At 51.0% G+C, this 20,512-nt stretch carries 8 protein-coding genes and 9 pseudogenes; 9 read left to right on the top strand and 8 right to left on the bottom strand.

The genetic code is table 11. The features are described 5' to 3' along the window. Window positions 1-25 precede the first annotated feature (25 nt). A pseudogene (locus ABDK09_20875) lies at window positions 26-1,652 on the top strand (iron ABC transporter permease). After that, entirely contained in the window at window positions 1,652-2,701 is a 1,050-nt protein-coding gene (locus ABDK09_20870; protein XAW89229.1) for an ABC transporter ATP-binding protein, read from the top strand. The pseudogene ABDK09_20875 and the gene ABDK09_20870 overlap by 1 nt, the downstream one beginning before the upstream one ends. A gap of 76 nt (window positions 2,702-2,777) precedes the next feature. On the opposite strand, the gene rsmC is transcribed toward ABDK09_20870, so the two are convergent. The 3 genes and pseudogenes from rsmC to hemL form a co-directional block, all read right to left on the bottom strand. Further along, on the bottom strand, window positions 2,778-3,809 hold the full coding sequence (rsmC, locus tag ABDK09_20865; GenBank protein ID XAW89228.1) for a 16S rRNA (guanine(1207)-N(2))-methyltransferase RsmC: 1,032 nt from the start codon (window positions 3,807-3,809) through the stop codon (window positions 2,778-2,780). Window positions 3,810-3,891: 82 nt separating this feature from the next. Beyond that, the gene (locus ABDK09_20860) at window positions 3,892-4,977 is read right to left on the bottom strand and encodes an AI-2E family transporter (GenBank protein ID XAW89227.1); all 1,086 of its coding nucleotides are present in this window, start codon (window positions 4,975-4,977) and stop codon (window positions 3,892-3,894) included. Between the two features lie 309 nt (window positions 4,978-5,286). Then, window positions 5,287-6,580: pseudogene (hemL, locus tag ABDK09_20855) on the bottom strand (glutamate-1-semialdehyde 2,1-aminomutase). A gap of 300 nt (window positions 6,581-6,880) precedes the next feature. Here hemL and erpA point away from each other — a divergent pair. Further along, complete coding sequence (gene erpA / locus ABDK09_20850; protein XAW89226.1) at window positions 6,881-7,222, top strand: iron-sulfur cluster insertion protein ErpA; 342 nt, start codon at window positions 6,881-6,883, stop codon at window positions 7,220-7,222. Between the two features lie 406 nt (window positions 7,223-7,628). Here the strand turns inward: erpA and ABDK09_20845 are convergent. Continuing rightward, window positions 7,629-8,928: pseudogene (locus tag ABDK09_20845) on the bottom strand (peptidoglycan DD-metalloendopeptidase family protein). Window positions 8,929-9,058: 130 nt separating this feature from the next. Between ABDK09_20845 and tyrS the strand changes: the two are divergent. Further along, a pseudogene (gene tyrS, locus ABDK09_20840) lies at window positions 9,059-10,247 on the top strand (tyrosine--tRNA ligase). Between the two features lie 227 nt (window positions 10,248-10,474). Here tyrS and ABDK09_20835 read toward each other — a convergent pair. The 3 genes and pseudogenes from ABDK09_20835 to ABDK09_20825 form a co-directional block, all read right to left on the bottom strand. After that, the gene (locus tag ABDK09_20835; protein ID XAW89225.1) at window positions 10,475-10,909 is read right to left on the bottom strand and encodes a YbaN family protein; all 435 of its coding nucleotides are present in this window, start codon (window positions 10,907-10,909) and stop codon (window positions 10,475-10,477) included. A gap of 185 nt (window positions 10,910-11,094) precedes the next feature. Next, a pseudogene (dacB, locus tag ABDK09_20830) lies at window positions 11,095-12,469 on the bottom strand (serine-type D-Ala-D-Ala carboxypeptidase). A 168-nt stretch (window positions 12,470-12,637) separates the two neighbouring features. After that, a pseudogene (locus ABDK09_20825) lies at window positions 12,638-13,649 on the bottom strand (porin). 667 nt (window positions 13,650-14,316) lie between these two features. Here ABDK09_20825 and greA point away from each other — a divergent pair. Then, a complete protein-coding gene (greA, locus tag ABDK09_20820; GenBank protein ID XAW89224.1) occupies window positions 14,317-14,790 on the top strand; it encodes a transcription elongation factor GreA in 474 nt (157 codons plus the stop codon). Between the two features lie 74 nt (window positions 14,791-14,864). On the opposite strand, the pseudogene yhbY reads toward greA, so the two are convergent. Continuing rightward, window positions 14,865-15,162: pseudogene (gene yhbY, locus ABDK09_20815) on the bottom strand (ribosome assembly RNA-binding protein YhbY). A gap of 119 nt (window positions 15,163-15,281) precedes the next feature. On the opposite strand from yhbY, the gene rlmE reads away from it, so the two are divergent. From rlmE to glmM, 4 genes and pseudogenes are all read left to right on the top strand, one after another. Continuing rightward, on the top strand, window positions 15,282-15,911 hold the full coding sequence (rlmE, locus tag ABDK09_20810) for a 23S rRNA (uridine(2552)-2'-O)-methyltransferase RlmE (protein XAW89223.1): 630 nt from the start codon (window positions 15,282-15,284) through the stop codon (window positions 15,909-15,911). A 108-nt stretch (window positions 15,912-16,019) separates the two neighbouring features. Next, window positions 16,020-17,964: pseudogene (gene ftsH / locus ABDK09_20805) on the top strand (ATP-dependent zinc metalloprotease FtsH). A gap of 207 nt (window positions 17,965-18,171) precedes the next feature. Next, a pseudogene (gene folP / locus ABDK09_20800) lies at window positions 18,172-19,006 on the top strand (dihydropteroate synthase). 23 nt (window positions 19,007-19,029) lie between these two features. Continuing rightward, window positions 19,030-20,370, top strand: coding sequence for a phosphoglucosamine mutase (gene glmM, locus ABDK09_20795; GenBank protein XAW89222.1), 1,341 nt, complete (start codon window positions 19,030-19,032; stop codon window positions 20,368-20,370). Window positions 20,371-20,512: the final 142 nt, after the last annotated feature.

Here is a 20,512-nt window from a genome sequence, read left to right as displayed (position 1 = left end):
CAGCCTGCCTTGTAGCTGTTAGGCAATGAAAGAAAAACACCTCATATGGAAAACCAGCAGTGTGGTTCTGGCCACGCTGCTGGTTTTGCCGATCTTAGCGATTTTTTATACCGCCATTGGTGATACCGACGATGTGTTCCGTCATCTGCTCACCACAGTAATGCCGACCTATGTGTACAATACGGTTGTGCTGGCTGTGAGCGTGATGGCACTGACTCTGGTATTTGGTGTACCCAGTGCCTGGCTGATGGCGATGTGCCGCCTGCCGGGAGAAAAAGTGCTGCAGTGGGCCTTGGTCCTGCCACTCGCGATTCCTGGTTATATCGTCGGTTATATCTTTACCGGCTGGTTTGACTACGCCGGGCCGATTCAGGTCTGGCTGCGAGAGCAGACCGGCTGGCTGCCCGGCGAATACTGGTTCCCGGATATTCGCAGTCTGACCGGTGCGAGTCTGGTGCTGGCGCTGGTGTTATATCCCTATGTTTACCTGCTGTGTCGCACCGCATTTATGGAGCAGAATGTCTCCTTGCTGCAGTCCGCTCGCTTGCTGAAATGCTCGGCATGGGAGAGTTTTTGCCGTATTTCGCTGCCCTTGGTACGCCCCTCGGTTGCGGTCGCCTTATCGCTGGTGGCGATGGAAACTGTCGGCGATTTTGGTACCGTCAGTTACTTTGCTGTTAATACCCTGACCACAGCGGTGTACGATACCTGGCTCAACTATTCCAGCCTGACCGCAGCAGCCAAAATTTCAGCCATTATGCTGATGATCGTGGTGCTGTTACTCAGCGCTGAGCGCTACAGCCGGCGTAAACAAAAGCTGTTCCAGAATCAGTTCAACAGCCATGAAGATTTTCGCTATCAGCTCAGCGGCTGGAAAAAATGGGCGGCGCTGCTGTGGTGCTGGGGGCTGGTGTGTGTGGCGTTTATTTTTCCGCTGCTGCAACTACTCAGCTACGCTTACACCTATTTTGCCGCCAGTTGGAGTGAGCAGTTTCCGGGAATATGCCCTCAACAGCCTCAAAGTGTCGCTCAGTGCCGCAGTGCTCGGAGTACTGGTGGCGCTGACGGTCTGCTTTTATATGCGTCTCAAACAGAATCGGTTCAGTGTGGCGCTGATGCGTCTCTCATCGCTGGGTTATGCCGTCCCCGGCACGGTGCTGGCGATAGGAATTATGGTACCGGTGCTGACTCTGGATCACGTCGTCAATGATGTAGCGAAAGCGCTGCAGTGGGGCAGGCCGGGACTGATTTTCTCCGGCACCATGTTTGCGATTATTTTTGCTCTGGTGGTGCGCTTTTCCGCCGTCGCTATTGGTAGTATCGAAAGTAGCCTGAATAAGATTTCCCCGTCACTGGATATGGCCGCGCGTACCATGGGGTGTCAGCCCAACTGTATGCTGTGGCGCATCCATGTTCCGCTGGTGCGGCGTGGTGCGCTGATTGCCGGTTTGCTGGTGTTTATCGAATCGATGAAAGAACTCAACGCCGCGTTACTGCTGCGTCCGTTCAACTTTGAGACGCTGGCGACCTATGTGTATAACTATGCGTCTGATGAACACCTTGAACTAGCCGCATTACCGGCGGTTTTGCTGGTTGTGGTCGGTCTTATTCCCCTTGTTGTTGTTAACCGTTCCCTGGAGCAAAGTCACTGATGAGCTGCGCACTATCAATTCAGAATCTGACCTGTCAGTATGAGACACAGACCGTATTAGAATCCCTCTCGCTTGAGGTGGAACACGGTGAAATCGTCTGTCTGCTCGGGGCCAGCGGATGTGGTAAAACAACCTTGCTCAAGGCCATCGCCGGTTTATTACCACTCGCTTCCGGTGTGATGAGCCTCAATGGCCTGACCATTGATGACGGTCAGCTATGGTTGCCGCCGGAGCAGCGCAATATCGGTATGATCTTTCAGGATTACGCCCTGTTTCCCCATCTGACTGTGGCGGAAAACGTGGCGTTCGGATTACGTGATGCATCGCCGGCGCAGCGCCAGAGTAAGGTTACTGAAATGCTCGATCTGGTTCATCTCAGCGGCCTGAGCGATCGTTATCCGCATCAGTTATCTGGTGGTCAGCAGCAGCGGGTGGCTATTGCCCGCTCGCTCGCCTATAAGCCGGATCTGCTGCTACTCGATGAGCCGTTTTCAAATATCGATACTCAGGTGCGACACGATCTGATTGCCGAGATCCGTAAGATCTTTAAAAAGCAGGGAGTGACTGCGATTTTTGTGACTCACTCACGGGAAGAGGCTTTTGCCTTTGCCGATAAAATGGCGGTGATGCAACACGGTGTGATAGAGCAGTATGGCACCGCATCGCAACTGTATTTTCATCCATCAAGCAAATTCGTGGCCGACTTTCTCGGCGGCGGCAGTTACCTGCCAGCAACACGTGTCAGTGACAGCCAGTATCAGACCGAATTCGGCGTGCTGGAAGCGACGGCGCAGCAGATGATTAGCCATGGCGGCCGATGTGAATTACTGCTGCGCCCGCAGCAAATCCGTATCCACAGCGATGCGGACAGCCAGGTGACGGTGCTTGAGCAGCAGTTTATGGGCGATCACTGCCGCTATGTGATTGAAACGCAGGGCGCCAAGCTATTGGCAACTTCATCCCAGGCGATTCAGATCGGCGAGAAGGTCGCGGTCAGTATCGATACCCAGGGTGTACTGGCGTTTCTGAGTGACTTAGGTAAGTTTTGAAGCGTTGGGAATAAAAAACGGCAAACCTTGGTTTGCCGTTTGTCTTTGTACTGTGTGGCCGATGGCCATGTATGCCTCAGGCGCGAGATTTTTTTGCTTGGTAAATCGTGAACTTATTGGTTTTGTTCACGGTTTCGCACTGACCGAATGCCTGTTCGATGATGGGCGGATATTTGAGGAAGCTATTGGCCACCACCAACAGTTCACCACGGTTTTTCAGATGGGCGGGCGCTTTCGCCAGCAGCGTCTCGGTCGCACTGTAACTGGTATCCAGCCCGGAGTGGAAGGGCGGATTGGTGACGATAAAATCGTAGTCGCGCGCGCTGTCTGAATAAACGTCAGAAGCGAATACCCGACCAGACAGATGATTGGCGGTCAGGGTTTCCTGGCTGGAACGAATCGCCAAAGCGCTGATGTCACACATCTCCAGTTCAATTCCCGGATTGAGGGTTGCCATCACGCTGCCCAGGACGCCGGCGCCGCAACCAAAATCGAGCACTTTGCCACGCAGTGGCGGCAGGCTGTCGAGCAGCAGACGACTGCCGATATCAAACTCACCGTGACTGAATACCCCAGGCAGGCTGCGAATGGTCAGACTGTGCTGCTGATATTCGACCTGATAGGATTTAAACCACTGCTCAAGCGTAAATGGCGCCGGTTGTTCCGTGCATTGGCCCCAGTAAAACGAGCAACGCCTCGCCGAATCATACTTATTGATCGGGCCATAAGCGGCGAACATTTTCTCAATGCTTTTGACCCCGGAGCGGTTTTCACCCACGACAACAATTTCGGTCCCGGTGCCAAATTTCGCCATCAGCATCGCCAGCAGATATTCTGCTTCCTGTTTGGCTTTTGGCCAGTAGAGCAGGATCATATCCGCCACCAGGTCGTCAGTCAGCTCGGCACCAAAGTAGCTGGTTACGCCCTGATGCTGTTGCAATTGTCGGTGATAACCATAATGGGTGGTGAATACCGCCACTGACTCACAATGTTTGGCCAGTTGGATCGGGAACAGATCTTCGGCTTCTCCGGCCACCAGCACCTTTTTACCGGCAAAATAGGCCAGTTGGCGTTCGGCTATCTGACTGGGAGCGGTGTAATTTGACATAACAGACTCGATACAAATTAGGGGGGCAGATTTTCGCATAATCCGCCCCGGGCTTGAAGTGCTTTATCCGCGCCTGACGGCGTCAGCTGTTGTCCTGTTTGTTGAGAAAGCTCTGAAATTCCTCTTCGTACATATTGAAAAAGACGATGGTGATGGCAAAGATCAGCGGTCCATAAATCAGGCCAATCAGACCAAATAGCTGGATGCCGCCCAGCAGGGAGAAGAAAATCAGCAGGGTGTTCATCCCGGCACTGCCTTGCATCAGCAGCGGCCGCAACAGGTTATCAATCGAGCCGACCAGCGCCACGCTCCAGATCGCGAGAAAGACAGCCCAGCCGGTATCGCCGGTGACAAACAGGTAGATGGTCGCCGGGATCCACACCAGAGCCGTACCGACCACCGGAATGAACGAGGCAAAGCCCATCATGGTGCCCCAGAACAGACCAGGGAAACCGGCCAGCCACATGCCGATACCACCGGCGAAGCCTTGCGCTATCGCGGTCAGAAACGAGCCCATCACCGCGGATTTAGAGACTTGTTCTATCTGTTGCAAAAGGCGATCTTCCTGGCTGCGTGACAGGGGAATAATGTGGCGCAGTGAGGCTATGATCTTGTCGTGATCGCGCAGTAAAAAGAACAGCACGAACAGCATCAGCAGAAAGTCCATGATAAATGAGGTCGCGTCACCGAGGATTTTGGCACTGATACCAACCAGGTTGCTGCCGAACGTGGTGGCAAACTGACCGACTTTCTGGGCGATTTGCTGCGGGCTTATCTCATCAAACGGCAGATACTGATTGGTGATGGCTAATACTTTCACCACCAATGGGTGGTTGAATACGGTCTGAATGCCGCCGTGAGTGACCCATTGGTAAACATTCTGGGAAAATTTTGAGCCTTGCTGCACGATGGCGCCAAACACAAACAGTAGTGGAATCACTATGATGAAAGTGAGAATGACGCACGACAGCAGGGAAGCCAGATTGGGATAAGATGGTAACTTAGATTCCATTTTCTCATGGATCGGAAACATGAGCAGAGAGATGATAAAGGCCATCAGAATCGAGTTTACATAAGGCCTGATCAGCAGATAGCAGGCAAATGCGGTGGCCAGCAGGGCAACAATTAATACCCAGTGGCTGGAGGTGATCTTCAGTTTATCAGGCACAGTCGTGGTCCAGTTTGCTTATTAATTAGGGTTATAATGGCTGTATTTCATACTCTTAGCAATGAGGAGTGCAGTATGGGGTGTTGCGATAATGAAACCGGGTGTAAATCTAAGCGTGTGCGCCGTTCGTTTCCCTGGCTGGGCGTGGTGGCGATAGTACTTATCGTGCTGGTAGTGATGAACTGGCATTAAGGCTTGTGTGTGACGGCCGGTTCGCAAGATTTCATCTCAGCAAGATAATAAAAAAGGCTGCCCAAGCAGCCTTTCAATTCCGGCTCTGATGGCGATAGCACCATCACGTGCAGTGCATCAGCCTTGTTTAGCCAGTTCAGCAAAGCTGCGGTCAGCCGCTTCCAGCGTCGCTTCGATTTCTTTCGAAACCGTGCGCCAGAGAGGTAAAGCTGGCCTCGAACGCTGAAGGTGCCAGATAAACACCGTGCTGCAGCATCAGGTGGAAGAATTTACGGAAACGCTCCACATCGCACTTGGCGACGTCTTCGTAGCAGGTTACCTGCTCTTGATCGGTAAAGAAGAAACCGAACATACCGCCGACCTGGTGTACCAGCAGCGGGATGCCGTGTTGCTGAGCCAGCTCTTTAAAGCCGTCTGCCAGTTGCTTGGTTTTGGCCGCCAGGCGTTTCTCGTTACCTTCTTCTTTTAGCAGGGACAGACAAGCATAGCCGGCTGCCATGGCAATTGGGTTACCGGATAAAGTACCTGCCTGGTAAACCGGACCGGTTGGTGCCACGTACTGCATCACCTCTTTACGACCACCAAATGCGCCCACCGGCATCCCGCCGCCGATCACTTTACCCAGCGTCGTCAGGTCAGGTTTGATATTGTAGTGTGCCTGAGCACCGCCCAGAGCGACGCGGAAACCGGTCATCACTTCGTCGAAAATCAGCAGCGCGCCTTCGCTATCACAGATTTCGCGCAGACCTTCATGGAAGCCTTCGACCGGCGGGATACAGTTCATGTTACCGGCAACCGGCTCAACAATAATACATGCGATTTCGCCCGGGTTGGCGGCAAACAGTTCACGTACTGAGTTCAGATCGTTGAAACGGGCAGTCAGGGTATATTTAGCAAAGTCTGCCGGAACACCCGGTGAGCTAGGCTGACCCAGTGTCAGAGCGCCTGAACCGGCTTTGACCAGCAGGCTGTCTGCGTGACCGTGGTAACAACCTTCAAACTTAATGATTTTATCGCGACCGGTGTAACCACGAGCAAGACGAATGGCACTCATGGTCGCTTCTGTACCTGAGTTCACCATACGCAGTTGTTCCATCGACGGGACCAGTTCAGAAACCAGTTCAGCCATGGCAATTTCCATCTCAGTCGGCGCGCCGAAGCTTAGGCCGCGGTGAGCGGCATTCACCACCGCATCACGAATCACGGCGTGGTTGTGACCAAGAATCATCGGGCCCCATGAACCGACATAATCAATGTACGCTTTACCGTCAGCATCAAAGATAAACGCGCCATCTGCACGGTCGATAAACAGTGGAGAACCACCCACACCATTAAATGCGCGTACCGGCGAGTTTACGCCACCAGGAATTTTGCTTTGTGCCTTCTGATAAAGATCTTCTGATTTGGTCATGGATAGTTCCTCTTGATGATTGCTCGGACCAATTTGGTCTGCATTGTACGCCGATGAGACGCGAGACGAAATCTTTTCGCTTAATTTCTCTGGCGCCGGCTTGGCAGCCCCGGACCGATAAGCGCCATCGTGGGGCTGAACCGCGCCGTTTCTGTGCCTGAGTGGTGCGAAATGGCGGCTAATACTTGAACGGATAAGTCAGGTATTGGATAATCATCGTTATAGCTAAATTACACTGACCTGTCGCCAGGCTATTTTTTCCTGAGCGAACGGGCACTGACACGAGTGAGAGAGGTCATCGTGAGCGAAGTAAATGTACCATTATCCTTTTCGGATGCGGCAGCAACACGAGTAAAAGCTCTGATTGCGGAAGAAGAAAACCCGGCACTGAAACTGCGTGTCTACATCACTGGCGGCGGTTGCAGTGGTTTCCAGTACGGTTTTACCTTTGATGAAAACGTCAATGACGGTGACACCGAGATTGTGAACAGTGGTGTGACCCTGGTGGTAGACCCGATGAGCCTGCAATACCTGATTGGCGGTATCGTTGATTACACCGAAGGTCTGGAAGGCTCGCGTTTCTTTGTCAACAACCCGAATGCGACCACCACTTGTGGTTGTGGTGCTTCTTTCAGCGTCTGATCCTGACCGTACATGATCTGTTGCGTCGGTTTATCTCGCCAGGTCGCAGGTCAAAAGTGATTCCGGGCTGGTTAATACTGGCCTGGTAAATTATCTCCATTCTGTCGGTGATTCTTCCCGGCATGCATCGGCTTCGTACCCGGCAGTCCGCTGGTGGCTCTCTGCTCTGCTTATCCCGTTTCCTGCTGTCCTGACCGCGCCGTGCTTTCTGAACGTATCGTTCTTTCCTGCACGCATCGAGCTTTTCTGAACGAATAGCGCTTGGTCCGAATTTGGCGACAACGCAATGGCGGATGGTGCGCCTGGTTTGCGCTAACCGATAATAAAAAATCAGCCTGGCAATGCCACGGCTGATTTTTTATTTGCACTTCAACGCTGCTTTGCCCCGAATGAGCGTACTGCGCGGTTAGTTTTTGGCGTACAGTAATTCACTGTAGCGGTTTAAGTTCTTGAGGCGAATTTTGGCGTTAGCGATAAAGGTCTCTTTGGCTTTACCATTCAGCGATTTTGACTGTGGCAAATCCACGGTACGCGGGTTCTTATGCACGCCATTGACCAGGAACTCATAGTGTAAGTGAGGACCGGTAACCCGGCCGGTGCCACCCAGAGTACCGATAACCTGGCCCTGTTTGACCCGCTGACCGGTTTTGACGGTACGTCGCGTCAGGTGCAGATACTTGGTGATATAGGTGTTGCTGTGACGGATAAAGACATAGTTCCCGTTGAACTGGTTGTAGCTCGACTTCTCAACAATGCCGTCACCGGCGGCCCAAATCGGTGTGCCGACCGGAGCGGCATAGTCGGTGCCGCGGTGCGGACGAAACCTGACCGGTCACCGGATGCAGGCGACGCGGGTTGAAGTTGGAAGAGACGCGGCGAAAATCAAGCGGTGAGCGCAGGAAGGCTTTCTTCATCGCCCGTCCGGTCTCATCGTAGTAGTTGCCGGTATTGTCATCGAGAATGGCGGTGAAAGTGGTGCCCTGGTTGGTGAACATAGCGGCAATAATATTGCCCCGTCCAATCACTTCGCCTTCGACCACTTTTTCCTGAAACAGCAGCTTAAAGGTATCGCCGGCACGGATATCGAGGGCAAAGTCGATGTCCCAGCCAAATATTCCGGCCAGTTCCATGATCTGGTTTGCGGTCAGACCCGCTCCGACTGCCGCATTCCAGAAGTTGGAGCTGATTTCAGCCTGAGAATAGTTGTACTGATAAACAATCTCTTTTTTATCAAAACTCGAGGTGTAATCAGTACCGGATTCCGTTTTGGTGACCACGAAAGTTTCTTCAGCACTGATGCGCCGCTTGAGCTGAACCAGTTCATTATTTTCATCAAAGCCAAACTGCAAACGGTCGCCCGGGCGCAGGCGAGACAATTGGCTGTTGATCTCATCGTTGCTGGAAGTCAGGGCATACAGCTGGCGTGAAGAGAGCCCCAGGCGCTGAAACAGCACGGCGGCGCTTTCGCCCGGATTGACCACATGGGTTTCCCAACGCAGTAAAGCGGTCGGCAGAATAGTCGCGCCAGGCGACAAGGCTTCGCTGTCGATCGCCAAAGGGTAATGGCGGCCAACTTGCAGCCGTTCAGAATCGTCTCTCAGATCTTCCGGATTCGGCAAAAAAAACAGTGCAGTGACGATCAAGGCACTGAACAGGGCGATGAGCGCCCGGTGCATCCATGGAAGTCGAGCAAAAATAGCAAGCATACTCGGGTTCGTTCAATGATTAATTAACAAAAACGCTAGTTCGTTAGTCTAACTGGTTTCAAAATGCATCGCTATTCAAGTAATATGTCGAACTATTAAATTTTTGCCAAATCTGTGGGAGTGAACAAGAATGGCGAGTATTGAAGCCGCTTTAGCTGAGATTAAGCGTGGTGTTGAAGAGCTGATTCCGGAAGAAGAGCTGATTGCCAAATTGAAAGAAGGCCGTCCTCTGCGTATCAAACTGGGCGCGGATCCAACTGCGCCGGACATTCACCTTGGTCACACGGTGATCCTCAACAAACTGCGTGCATTCCAGGATCTGGGCCATCAGGTGACGTTCCTGATCGGTGACTTTACCGGTATGGTCGGTGACCCGACTGGTAAGAATACCACTCGCCCGCCGCTGACCCGTGAAGATGTACTGCGTAACGCAGAGACTTACAAGCAGCAGGTATTTAAAATCCTCGATCCGCAAAAGACCACGATTCAGTTTAACTCTGAATGGCTGTCTGAACTGGGTGCAGAAGGCATGATTCGCCTGGCGGCTAACCAGACTGTGGCGCGTATGCTTGAGCGTGATGATTTTAAAAAGCGTTACAACAATGGTCAGCCTATCGCAATTCATGAATTCATGTATCCACTCCTGCAGGGCTATGATTCAGTGGCGATGGAAACTGACGTAGAAACTGGGCGGAACCGACCAGAAATTCAACCTGCTGATGGGACGTGAGCTGCAAAAAGCTAACGGTCAGAAGCCTCAGGTGGTGTTGATGATGCCGCTGCTGGTTGGTCTGGACGGTGAGAAGAAGATGTCTAAGTCAGCCAACAACTATATTGGTGTGGCTGACGCGCCAAGCGAGATGTTTGGTAAGATCATGTCGATCTCTGATGATCTGATGTGGAGCTACTACGAGCTGCTGTCATTCCGTCCGTTGGAAGAGCTGGCGCAGTTTAAAGCTGACGTAGCGAATGGCAAAAACCCGCGTGATGTGAAAATCCTGCTGGCGAAAGAGATCATTGCCCGTTTCCATACCGAAGCGGACGCAGACGCGGCAGAGCAAGAGTTCATCAACCGCTTCCAGAAAGGTGCGATGCCGGATGAAATGCCAGAGTTTGAATTTGAAGCAGGTATCGCGATTGCTAACCTGTTGAAAGAGGCGGGCCTGGTTGGTTCGACTTCTGATGCTCTGCGTATGATCAAGCAGGGTGCTGCGAAACAGGACGGCGAAAAAATCGAAGACGCTAAACTGATTCCGGCTGCCGGCACGGCAGTGTACCAGGTTGGTAAACGTAAGTTTGCCCGTGTTACCGTCAAGTAACCGCTTATATCATCGGTTAGCTGAGAGACTGGTAACCTTTGCTGCTTCTTTTCTGCTTCGCAAGGTGTGAAGCATAAAGGCATCAGCAGCACAAAAGCAAACCTGTAGCACCAAAGCAAACCAGCAATACAAAAGCAAGAAGCGCCGCTCAGGCGCTTTTTTTATGTGTGCCGGTTATGCGCGCAGCACTTTTATGCGATTTAAAGGGGATAATTGGCTGGACTTTCTCAGACCTGATTGTCTGGTTCTGCGGCGGAGGCTGAGTCTGGCCCCGGCTGGTAGGTTTTTAGACGCAGAATAAACCAGGTTTCAAACACCAGCAGACCGATGATGGCATATTGCCAGTGAGTGCCCTGAGCCATGAAGTACCATACCGAACCCATTGAAAGCCAGATTAACAGCAGAGACTGCGCTTTCTCGGTGCGGGTAAAGCCGCGGCCATAGTAGAGACGTGTTGCCAGCGGCCCCAGTCGTTGGTGCTGTAATAGCCAGCGCTGGAATTTGGGTGACGACACACCAAAACAGTACAGCGCCAAGAGCAGGAAAGGTACTGTCGGCAACAGCGGCACTGTTGCTCCAATCAGACCGAGAATGACACAGGTCATGCCGACGCAATGATAGCCTTTGCGTTTAATGCGACTCATGGGGCGCGGCTGATGCATAATCCCTCCTGCGAACCTGCATGATGCGGGTTGTTTGGTCCTGATTGGGGTTTTCACTCTAATCAGTATCGGAGCCGGTCAGCGTGTTGTCGAGTCCGAAGTGCATATCGGCAGCGATTTTTGTCTGCTCATGGTCGGATTACTGCATGTTTTGTAGTCACTGCATATGTTCGGGTTGCTGAATGTTACTGAGCATTGGAGGTCTTTTGCTCGCGCTTGATTAGCTCGCGGTAAAACTCATTTTCAAAACGGGTGATCGGCGCCTCTTCAGCGCTGTCACTGTCACGTTTCTTCCGGAAAGTAATCAGTTACGTACTGAATAAACAGCGTATCAGGCTGACCGTTGTCATCCAGCGCGAAGCCCATCATATTATAGGTTCCGTACAGTGAACCGCTTTTGGCACGAATGTGGCCGCGAATGTCGTCGCTGCGCATACTCCGGCGGTATTTGAGTGTGCCGCTTTCTCCGGCAACCGGCAGCATGGCCAGCACGCCCAGTTTGGCGTCATTCTGCCACAGGTAGTGCAGGATCTGACGCATGGTGTCGAGCCGGATGCGGTTGTTACGTGACAATCCCGAGCCGTCAACGAGCTGGGCATCCTGTAGAGAAATACCGGTGCGGCTGAAGATAATCTGCTTGATCGCCTCAGTACCGTTACTGAAACTGCCGGGCTGAAGGAAAAAACGTCGTCCGAGCGTTTTGGTCACGGTATCGGCAATCAGGTTATCCGATTTTTTCAGCATCTTGTCCAGCAGTTCAGACAGTGGTGCCGAGCGATGGATGGCCACCTGCTGGCTCGGGTCATCTTGTGGCAAAGTACCGATACGAATTTCACCATGCAGAGTAATGCCGAGCTGATTGAGCAGCGCGTAAACACGGCGTTTGAGGTAGAGCTCCGTGTTCTGCACGGCAAACTTGAGCGGCATAGGCTGCTTACGCTGCGCCAGACAGCCGGACAGATGGTAGGCGTTATCCATCCCGGCATTCAGTTCCAGATCGCAATGCTCACTTTTTTGCTGCACCTTGCTGACGGCACGTGCTTCGGTCGTGACCTGTACCGGATAGTGTTTGGGCACAAACACCCGGGTTGCACCATCTGTCTGAGTGTAGATAGAAGCCTGAATGCAGTTTCCATCCAGGTTCATGGCACTGGCCGGCGCGCTGTAGCAGACCCCGGTAATGTCCCAGGGCCAGCCCACTGCGCGCTCGTAACCGTTAAAAGCGCGGTTATCCAGCCACAGATCGCCATGGATATCTTTACCCTGTTTATCACGTAACTTGGTTAGCAGTTGAGTTAGGTCTTCACTGCTCAGAGTCGGATCGCCGGTGAAGATCAGCGTTGTACCCGAGCGACTGCTGCGCAGCTCAGTCTCAAAACGGAAATCGGGTCCCAGCTCAAGTGTCGCCGCCAGCGCGGTGACCACTTTCAGAGTGCTGGCGGGCGGGAAATAGTCGCCGGTCTGCCGGAGCAAACGCGGCTGCGCCGCTGATAAAGGTTGGATCAGTAATCCGGTCCGGGCACCCGAAGGCAGCAGGTCTGTGGCTGCCGGAGTGGCCATTACGGCCGGAATCAGCAGAGAGGCACACAGTAGGCTGACTAACCGTCTGGTGCAATGAGAAAAATGCATGGTACTTGATGGCTGAGCAAGTGATGCCATGAGTATAGCGAGATAAAAAAACGCCTGCTAGTCAGCAGGCGTTGGTAGATTGACCGGTTAGTGTCAAAATTAGAAGTCGTAACGCAGACCCAGGCCAACTTCGTCTTCAGAATCAGCTTTTGACGCAGTTGTGCCAGGAGCAGTCGTGTCGCCTTCGTCGATCAGGTTGAAGTTGTAAGAAACCCAAGCGCGGAAGTTTGGCTTGAAGAAGTACGCAGTTTCAAACGCCAGGTTATCAACAGAAGTTTCGTCTTCAGTTTCTGCGTTGTTGTACGCTGCAGTGAACACAGTCTGACCCAGAGTGTAAGCTGCTGCTAGCTCGTAGCCAGTGTAGTCGTACTTCTGGCGAGTTTCGTCTTGTTTGTTACCGTCAGTGTATACACCTGCGAAGTAGAAATCAGCGATGGTGTAAGAGGCTGCCAGCATGTATTCGTCAGCGCGGTCTTGCTCTGCGTAACCAGCACCAGCAGTGAAACCTGAATCACCGAATGCATAGATAGCAGACAGTGAGTAACCGTCAGCATCGTTGTCACCGTACGAACCGTCAGTGTCTTCTGAAACGGTCAGCAAAACGGTAAGAACCACGCAGCGCTAGATCGTCAAACTGACCTTTGTATGCCAGCATGTTGTCAGTGCGGTCAGCAACTTTTAGTTTGTCTGCTGCTGTGTTACCTGCGATACCTGAGAAGATATCGGTAAAGTCAGTGATTACACCCAGTGAACCTTCGGTTTTACCGTAAGAAACCAAACCGAAGTTACCACCCAGACCCGCGTAAGCCAGACGAGTTGCGATATCAGTACCGTCGCTTTCTGTATCGAAGTCGCCACCGTTGTCGTTAGTTTTCAGCTCTGCTTCGTAGAAACCCAGGCCGTACAGACTGTCGTTAATAGCAGTTTTACCCGCGATGTGTACACGTACGCGTGACACATCGTCGCTTTTGCCGTCTTGCATAGAAAGACGACCTTCAACGCGGCCACCGATTTCCAGAGAAGTACCATCCTGGTTGTAAAGTTCAGCTGCTTGAGCGCCTGAAGCGATAGCTACAGTTGACACTGCAAGTGCAATCAGAGTCTTTTTCATTTTATTAAGTCCTAATTTACTGTCCATAAATCATTATTAGTTGTCGCATCACGATGCTGCCCGTGTGCGCTTAATTCCTAGCATTACTGATTCCGAATCTGAGCGTTGTCCGGGTAATTCAATACGTTAGAAATCGTGATGCTAGTTGTACCCTCAAAGTTCCTTAATGAGTTAGTAAAATGATATAAATCCCACTTATGAACAGTGTTTTATTTAAATTGGTAAAAAATCAAGCTAATGATTTTAAATAATTTTTGCCTATTTTTATACTTAATTACAAATCATGGTAAGATGGACGTCTTTATAAGTTTTTAGCTGTTTTAGGCGATTTTCTAAACCGGAGAAGTGTGCAGGGGATCACGTCATGTAATAGGTTTGGTGCCTAATCGCAATTTCTCTAACCGGCACTTGAATTTGGATGATTTCGCCCGCATGTTTGTTTACACTAAACGTAACGAATTCATCGAGTACTACCTAATCCAGTGATACGGGTTGGGTAGTTTTGTATTGTCCAAAGAATGCCCTTCTTATTTGAAGTTACAGGACAGGCCTTTTGATTGAATCATATTATCTTTAATCAGGGCACAGCTATGCACGGATTGGAGCTAAAGGCTGTCTGGCAGTGACAACGATGACTTTGGGCATATCTATGGCATAGAGGTATAAAATGGAAAAAGTTCCAATGACTGTACGTGGCGCTCAGTTGCTGCGTGATGAACTGGATAGATTGCTGAAACTGCGTCCGAAAATTTCTGAAGCAATTGCAGAAGCTCGTGAACTGGGCGATCTGAAAGAGAATGCTGAATACCACGCCGCTCGCGAAGAGCAGGGCATCTGTGAAGCGCAGATTCGTGATATTGAGTTTAAGTTGTCTGTTGCTCAGGTGATTGATGTCACTAAAATGGATAACAGCGGTAAAATCATTTTTGGTTCGACCGTGACTCTGATTGATGTCGATACTGATGCAGAGAAAACCTACCAGATCGTCGGTGAAGACGAAGCGGATATTAAAGCCGGCCGTATCTCGGTGAGCTCTCCGATTGCGCGTGGTCTGATCGGTAAGATGGAAGGTGATGAAGTCACCATCGTGACCCCGGGTGGCGAGAAAGTATTTGAAATCGATCGCGTAGATTACGTGTAACCGGTTCAAATTACTGAGTTTAAAAAGCAAAAAGGTCGCATCATGCGACCTTTTTGTAATCTTAAGTAACGAAATTACTTACGTGGTAGTTCGATTTTACGTTGCTCAGAAGGACGGAAAAGAACCAGTACTTTACCAATAACCTGTACTTTTTCTGCTCCGGTTTCACGAACAATGGCATCCACAATCAGATGTTTTGTCTCGCGATCTTCCGATACCACTTTCACTTTGATCAGTTTCGTGGTGATCAAGCGCAATTTCGATTTCCGCCAAAACAGCTTCAGTCAGTCCGTTACCACCCATCAGCACAACCGGCTTAAGGTTGTGTGCTAAGGCTTTGAGATGCTGTTTTTGTTTGTTGCTTAGGTTCATTACGCGCCCAATTTTCTTTAATATTAGGGTTGAAAAACGACATTTTAACGCCATCTATCATGGAAGACTATATTTTCTACCATACTTTCTCAGATAGAGGCTGCTTAGTTAGGAATCGAATGAGTAAACAGAAGCATTCGGCGAGCTCCGGCCGCTGGTTGAAAGAACATTTTGACGATAAATACGTTAACGAAGCTAAGAAGAAAGGTTACCGTTCTCGTGCTATCTTCAAAATTGAAGAGATTCAGAATAAAGACAAACTGTTACAGTCTGGGATGACCGTGGTTGACCTGGGGGCGGCTCCGGGAGGCTGGTCACAGTATGCAGCTGGTATCGTTGGTGAGGAAGGGCAGGTGATCGCCTGTGACATTCTGCCGATGGACTCGATTGCCGGTGTGGCCTTTTTGCAGGGCGACTTCCGGGAAGAGTCGGTACTGGATGCACTACTGGAGCGGATCCAACCGGACATGGTTGACGTAGTAATGTCTGATATGGCGCCTAACATGGCCGGAAACCAGTCCGTTGACCAGCCACGAGCTATGTATCTGGTCGAATTAGCATTAGATATGTGTCGACAAGTTCTTGCACCTAATGGTAGTTTTGTGGTCAAAGTATTTCAGGGCGAAGGTTTTGACCAGTATGTCAAAGATGTACGCAGCCTGTTCAAAGCGGTCAAAATCAGAAAACCTGATTCTTCAAGGGCACGTTCCCGCGAAGTGTATATCGTCGCTACCGGTTACAAAGGTTAACGATTTAACCCAAGCTGGCGAAAGTTAACACTATGGCTACAGCCAGAAAACTGTAGTACCCTACCTTTAATTACAACTAGTTATCGCGAGGCTTACACCTTGAGTGATATGGCAAAAAATTTAATTCTGTGGCTTGTGATTGCTGTCGTATTAATGTCTGTTTTCCAGAGCTTTGGCCCGGGCGACAGTAACGGCAGATCAGTCGATTACACCACATTTGTACAGGAAGTTGGCCAAGGCCAGATTCAGGAAGCTCAGTTTAAGGACAGCGAAATTACCTTTACCCGTCGTGGTGGTAGTACGCGTTATGTCACTTACATGCCAGTGTATGACCAGAAGCTGCTTGATGACCTGATTAACCAGAACGTAAAAGTTCAGGGTACGCCTCCGGAAGAGCAAAGCCTGCTTGGCACCATCTTTATCTCCTGGTTCCCAATGATTCTGCTGATCGGTGTGTGGATTTTCTTCATGCGTCAGATGCAGGGCGGCGGCGGCAAAGGCGCAATGTCCTTTGGTAAAAGCAAAGCCCGCATGATGAGCGAAGAGCAGATCAAAACCACTTTCGGTGATGTCGCTGGCTGTGATGAAGCGAAAGAAGATGTTAAAGAGCTGGTGGATTACCTGCGTGATCCGAGCCGCTTCCAGAAGCTGGGTGGTAAAATCCCGACCGGCGTACTGATGGTTGGTCCTCCGGGTACCGGTAAAACCTTGCTGGCTAAAGCGATTGCCGGTGAAGCGAAAGTACCGTTCTTTACCATTTCCGGCTCTGATTTTGTGGAAATGTTCGTTGGTGTGGGTGCATCCCGTGTCCGTGACATGTTCGAACAAGCCAAAAAAGCGGCGCCTTGTATCATCTTTATTGATGAAATCGATGCTGTCGGTCGCCAACGTGGTGCTGGTGTGGGGGGGGGGCACGATGAACGTGAGCAAACTCTGAACCAGATGCTGGTGGAAATGGATGGTTTTGAAGGTAACGAAGGTATCATCGTTATCGCCGCAACCAACCGTCCGGACGTACTCGACCCTGCGCTGTTGCGTCCTGGTCGTTTTGACCGCCAGGTTGTGGTTGGTCTGCCGGATGTGCGTGGCCGTGAACAAATTCTTAAAGTACACATGCGTAAAGTTCCTCTGGCCGGTGATGTTGAGCCATCCCTGATTGCACGCGGTACTCCGGGTTTCTCAGGTGCAGATCTGGCTAACCTGGTCAACGAGGCTGCACTGTTTGCTGCCCGTGGTAACAAACGCAATGTGTCTATGGTTGAGTTTGAACTGGCGAAAGACAAAATCATGATGGGTGCCGAGCGCCGCTCCATGGTGATGTCAGAAGAGATCAAGGAATCCACTGCGTATCACGAAGCGGGTCACGCAATTGTTGGTCGTATGGTGCCTGAGCACGATCCGGTTTACAAAGTGTCGATTATTCCGCGTGGCCGTGCATTGGGTGTAACCATGTACCTGCCGGAACAAGATCGCATCAGTATGTCGAAGCAACACCTTGAATCGATGATCTCCAGTCTGTACGGTGGTCGTCTGGCTGAAGAGTTGATTTACGGTGTCGATAAAGTATCGACCGGTGCATCGAACGATATCGAGCGCGCCACCGACATCGCCCGTAAGATGGTGACTCAGTGGGGCTTCTCGGAAAAACTGGGTCCTATGCTGTATGCAGAAGACGAAGGTGAAGTGTTTCCTGGGCCGTAGTGTTACGCAGACCAAGCATATGTCTGATGACACCGCCAAACTTATCGATGATGAAGTGCGTAAGCTGATCGATCGTAACTACGAACGCGCGCGTAAAATTCTGGTTGAAAATATGGACATCATGCATGCAATGAAAGATGCACTGATGAAATATGAAACTATCGATGCAGGCCAGATTGATGATCTGATGGCACGTAAGAGTGATATTCGTGAACCAGCTGGTTGGGGTGACCGTAGTCAGCCTGCGCAAGAAGAAGCGCCGGCGAAAGTCGAACCTGTCGCAGAAGAGTCTCAGCCAGGCACAGAAGAGCAAGGCTCAGATCAGTCTGCAGATAAGAAAGACGCAGAATAACTCCTCTATTAAAACAAAACCCCGACTTGCTCGGGGTTTTCTGTTTCCTAAATCGACGTTTTTTATGCTACAAAGCTTGTCATCCAGCGCCTTTCGTGTCGCAGCGGCTTTTGGCTGCAGATGCCGTGTGCTTACCCTGGCGGTATAGACAGCGCTTGGTGCAGCGTCTGATTTTGTGTTTGATGTAAGATTAGTTGATAGTGATTTATGAAAATACAAACCGCAACCAAACAACTGGAACTTGACCGCCCGCATGTGATGGGCATTCTCAATACCACGCCGGACTCTTTTTCCGACGGGGGCAGCTATACCACGCTGGAGACGGCGATGGAACGCGCTGAGAAAATGATTGCGGCGGGGGTCAGTATTATCGATATTGGTGGTGAGTCCACTCGTCCGGGAGCACCGGAAGTAACCCTGGAAGATGAACTGCAACGTGTTATTCCTATCGTCGCGGCAATCCGGGCTAAATTCCCGCAAGTGTGGATTTCAGTCGATACCAGTAAAGCCGAAGTAATGCGCCAATCGGTCGCGGCTGGCGCTGATTTGATCAACGATATCCGTTCACTGACTGAGCCGGGCGCTTTACAAGTCGCGGCTGAGGCAAATGTCCCGGTTTGTATCATGCACATGAAAGGTCAACCTAAGACCATGCAGCAGGATCCGCAATACGATGATCTGATGCAGGAAGTTGAGCAGTTTCCTGGTAGAACGTATGGCAGCATGTGAAGCCGCCGGTATTCAGCGCGACAACATCATCCTCGACCCCGGATTTGGCTTTGGCAAATCGGTTGAACACAATTATCATCTGCTGGCGAATTTGGAACAGTTCCACCGTTTCGGCCTGCCTATCCTGGCGGGAATGTCACGCAAATCTATGATTTTTAAATTGCTTGATAAAAAGCCTGCCCAGTGTGTGGTTGGCAGTGTCACCTGTGCTTCGATTGCAGCTCTGAAGGGGGCACAAATCATCCGTGTCCATGACGTGGATGAAACGCTGGAAGCTATGACCATTATCAACGCAATGAATAGTAACCGCTAAGCATTATAAATATAGGATTCAACATGTCTGATACAAGACGCTATTTTGGTACAGATGGCATACGTGGCAAGGTTGGCCAATACCCGATCACCCCGGATTTTGTGCTAAAACTCGGCTGGGCCGCCGGCCGTGTATTAGCACAGCAAGGCACTAGAAAAGTCATTATCGGCAAAGATACCCGCATATCCGGTTACATGCTGGAGTCGGCTCTCGAGGCTGGTCTTGCTGCGGCAGGTTTAAAGGCGATTTTGACTGGTCCGATGCCAACTCCGGCGGTGGCTTACCTGACTCAGACGTTCCGTGCTGAGGCCGGCATTGTAATTTCTGCCTCACATAACCCGTATGATGATAACGGTATCAAGTTCTTCTCATCACAAGGCACCAAACTGCCGGATGAAGTTGAGCTGGCGATTGAAGCTGAGCTCGACAAGCAGATTGAATGTGTGGAATCAGCCGAACTGGGTAAGGCATCACGCTTGATTGACGCTGCCGGCCGTTATATCGAGTTCTGTAAAAGCACTTTCCCGACCAAACTGAGCCTGGCAGGGTTAAAAATTGTCGTCGACTGCGCCCATGGTGCAACCTATCACATTGCACCCAGCGTATTCCGTGAGCTGGGTGCTGACGTAATCGCCATGGGGGTTGAACCCGATGGCCTTAACATCAATGATCAGGTAGGTGCGACCGATGTACGTGCGCTGCAGCAGCGCGTGCTGGATGAAAAAGCTCATCTTGGTCTTGCGTTCGATGGTGACGGTGATCGCCTGATCATGGTGGATGAACTGGGCAACAAGGTCGATGGTGACCAGATTGCTTATATCATTGCCCGTGATGCACTGCGTCGTGGCGAACTAAAAGGTGGTGTGGTCGGGACCCTGATGACGAACCTGGGGATGGAAAACGGCCTCAAACAGCTCGGTATCCCATTTGTGCGTGCGGCGGTCGGTGACCGTTACGTGATGGAAAAACTGCTCGAAAAAGGCTGGCTGATTGGCGCTGAAAACTCTGGTCATATTATCTTGCTGGATAAAGTGACCACAGGTGACGCTATTGTTGCTGCACTGCAGGTTCTGGCTTCGGTTGTCGGCAGTGACATGAGCCTGAATGAGCTGGCACAGGGCATGACGCTGTACCCGCAAGTACTGGAAAACGTGCGCTTTAGCGGTGATACGAACCCGCTCGAAGCAGAAGCTGTACTGGCTTCGGTCAAGCAGGTGGAAGCAGAACTGGGTGATAAAGGCCGGGTGTTACTGCGTAAATCAGGTACAGAACCCTTGATTCGGGTCATGGTTGAAGGTGAAGATGCCGCTCTGGTGAAAGCCTCGGCACTGCGTATTGCCGAAGCGGTGAAAGTGAACTGCTGATCGGCTTGAGCCCGGATGACTAGTTCATTGAAAATGGAAAGGAATTCGGGCTAATTTGGTGGAATTTGTGCTTTGGCCCTTTTTTGACCGTTTGATTCATAAAGTGCGCTTTTTTCGCAAATTCCACTTGTCAGCCTAACTT

Source organism: Vibrio sp. CDRSL-10 TSBA (assembly GCA_039696685.1).
Taxonomy (GTDB): Bacteria; Pseudomonadota; Gammaproteobacteria; order Enterobacterales; family Vibrionaceae; genus Vibrio.
This window is presented reverse-complemented; position numbering and strand designations above follow the sequence as displayed.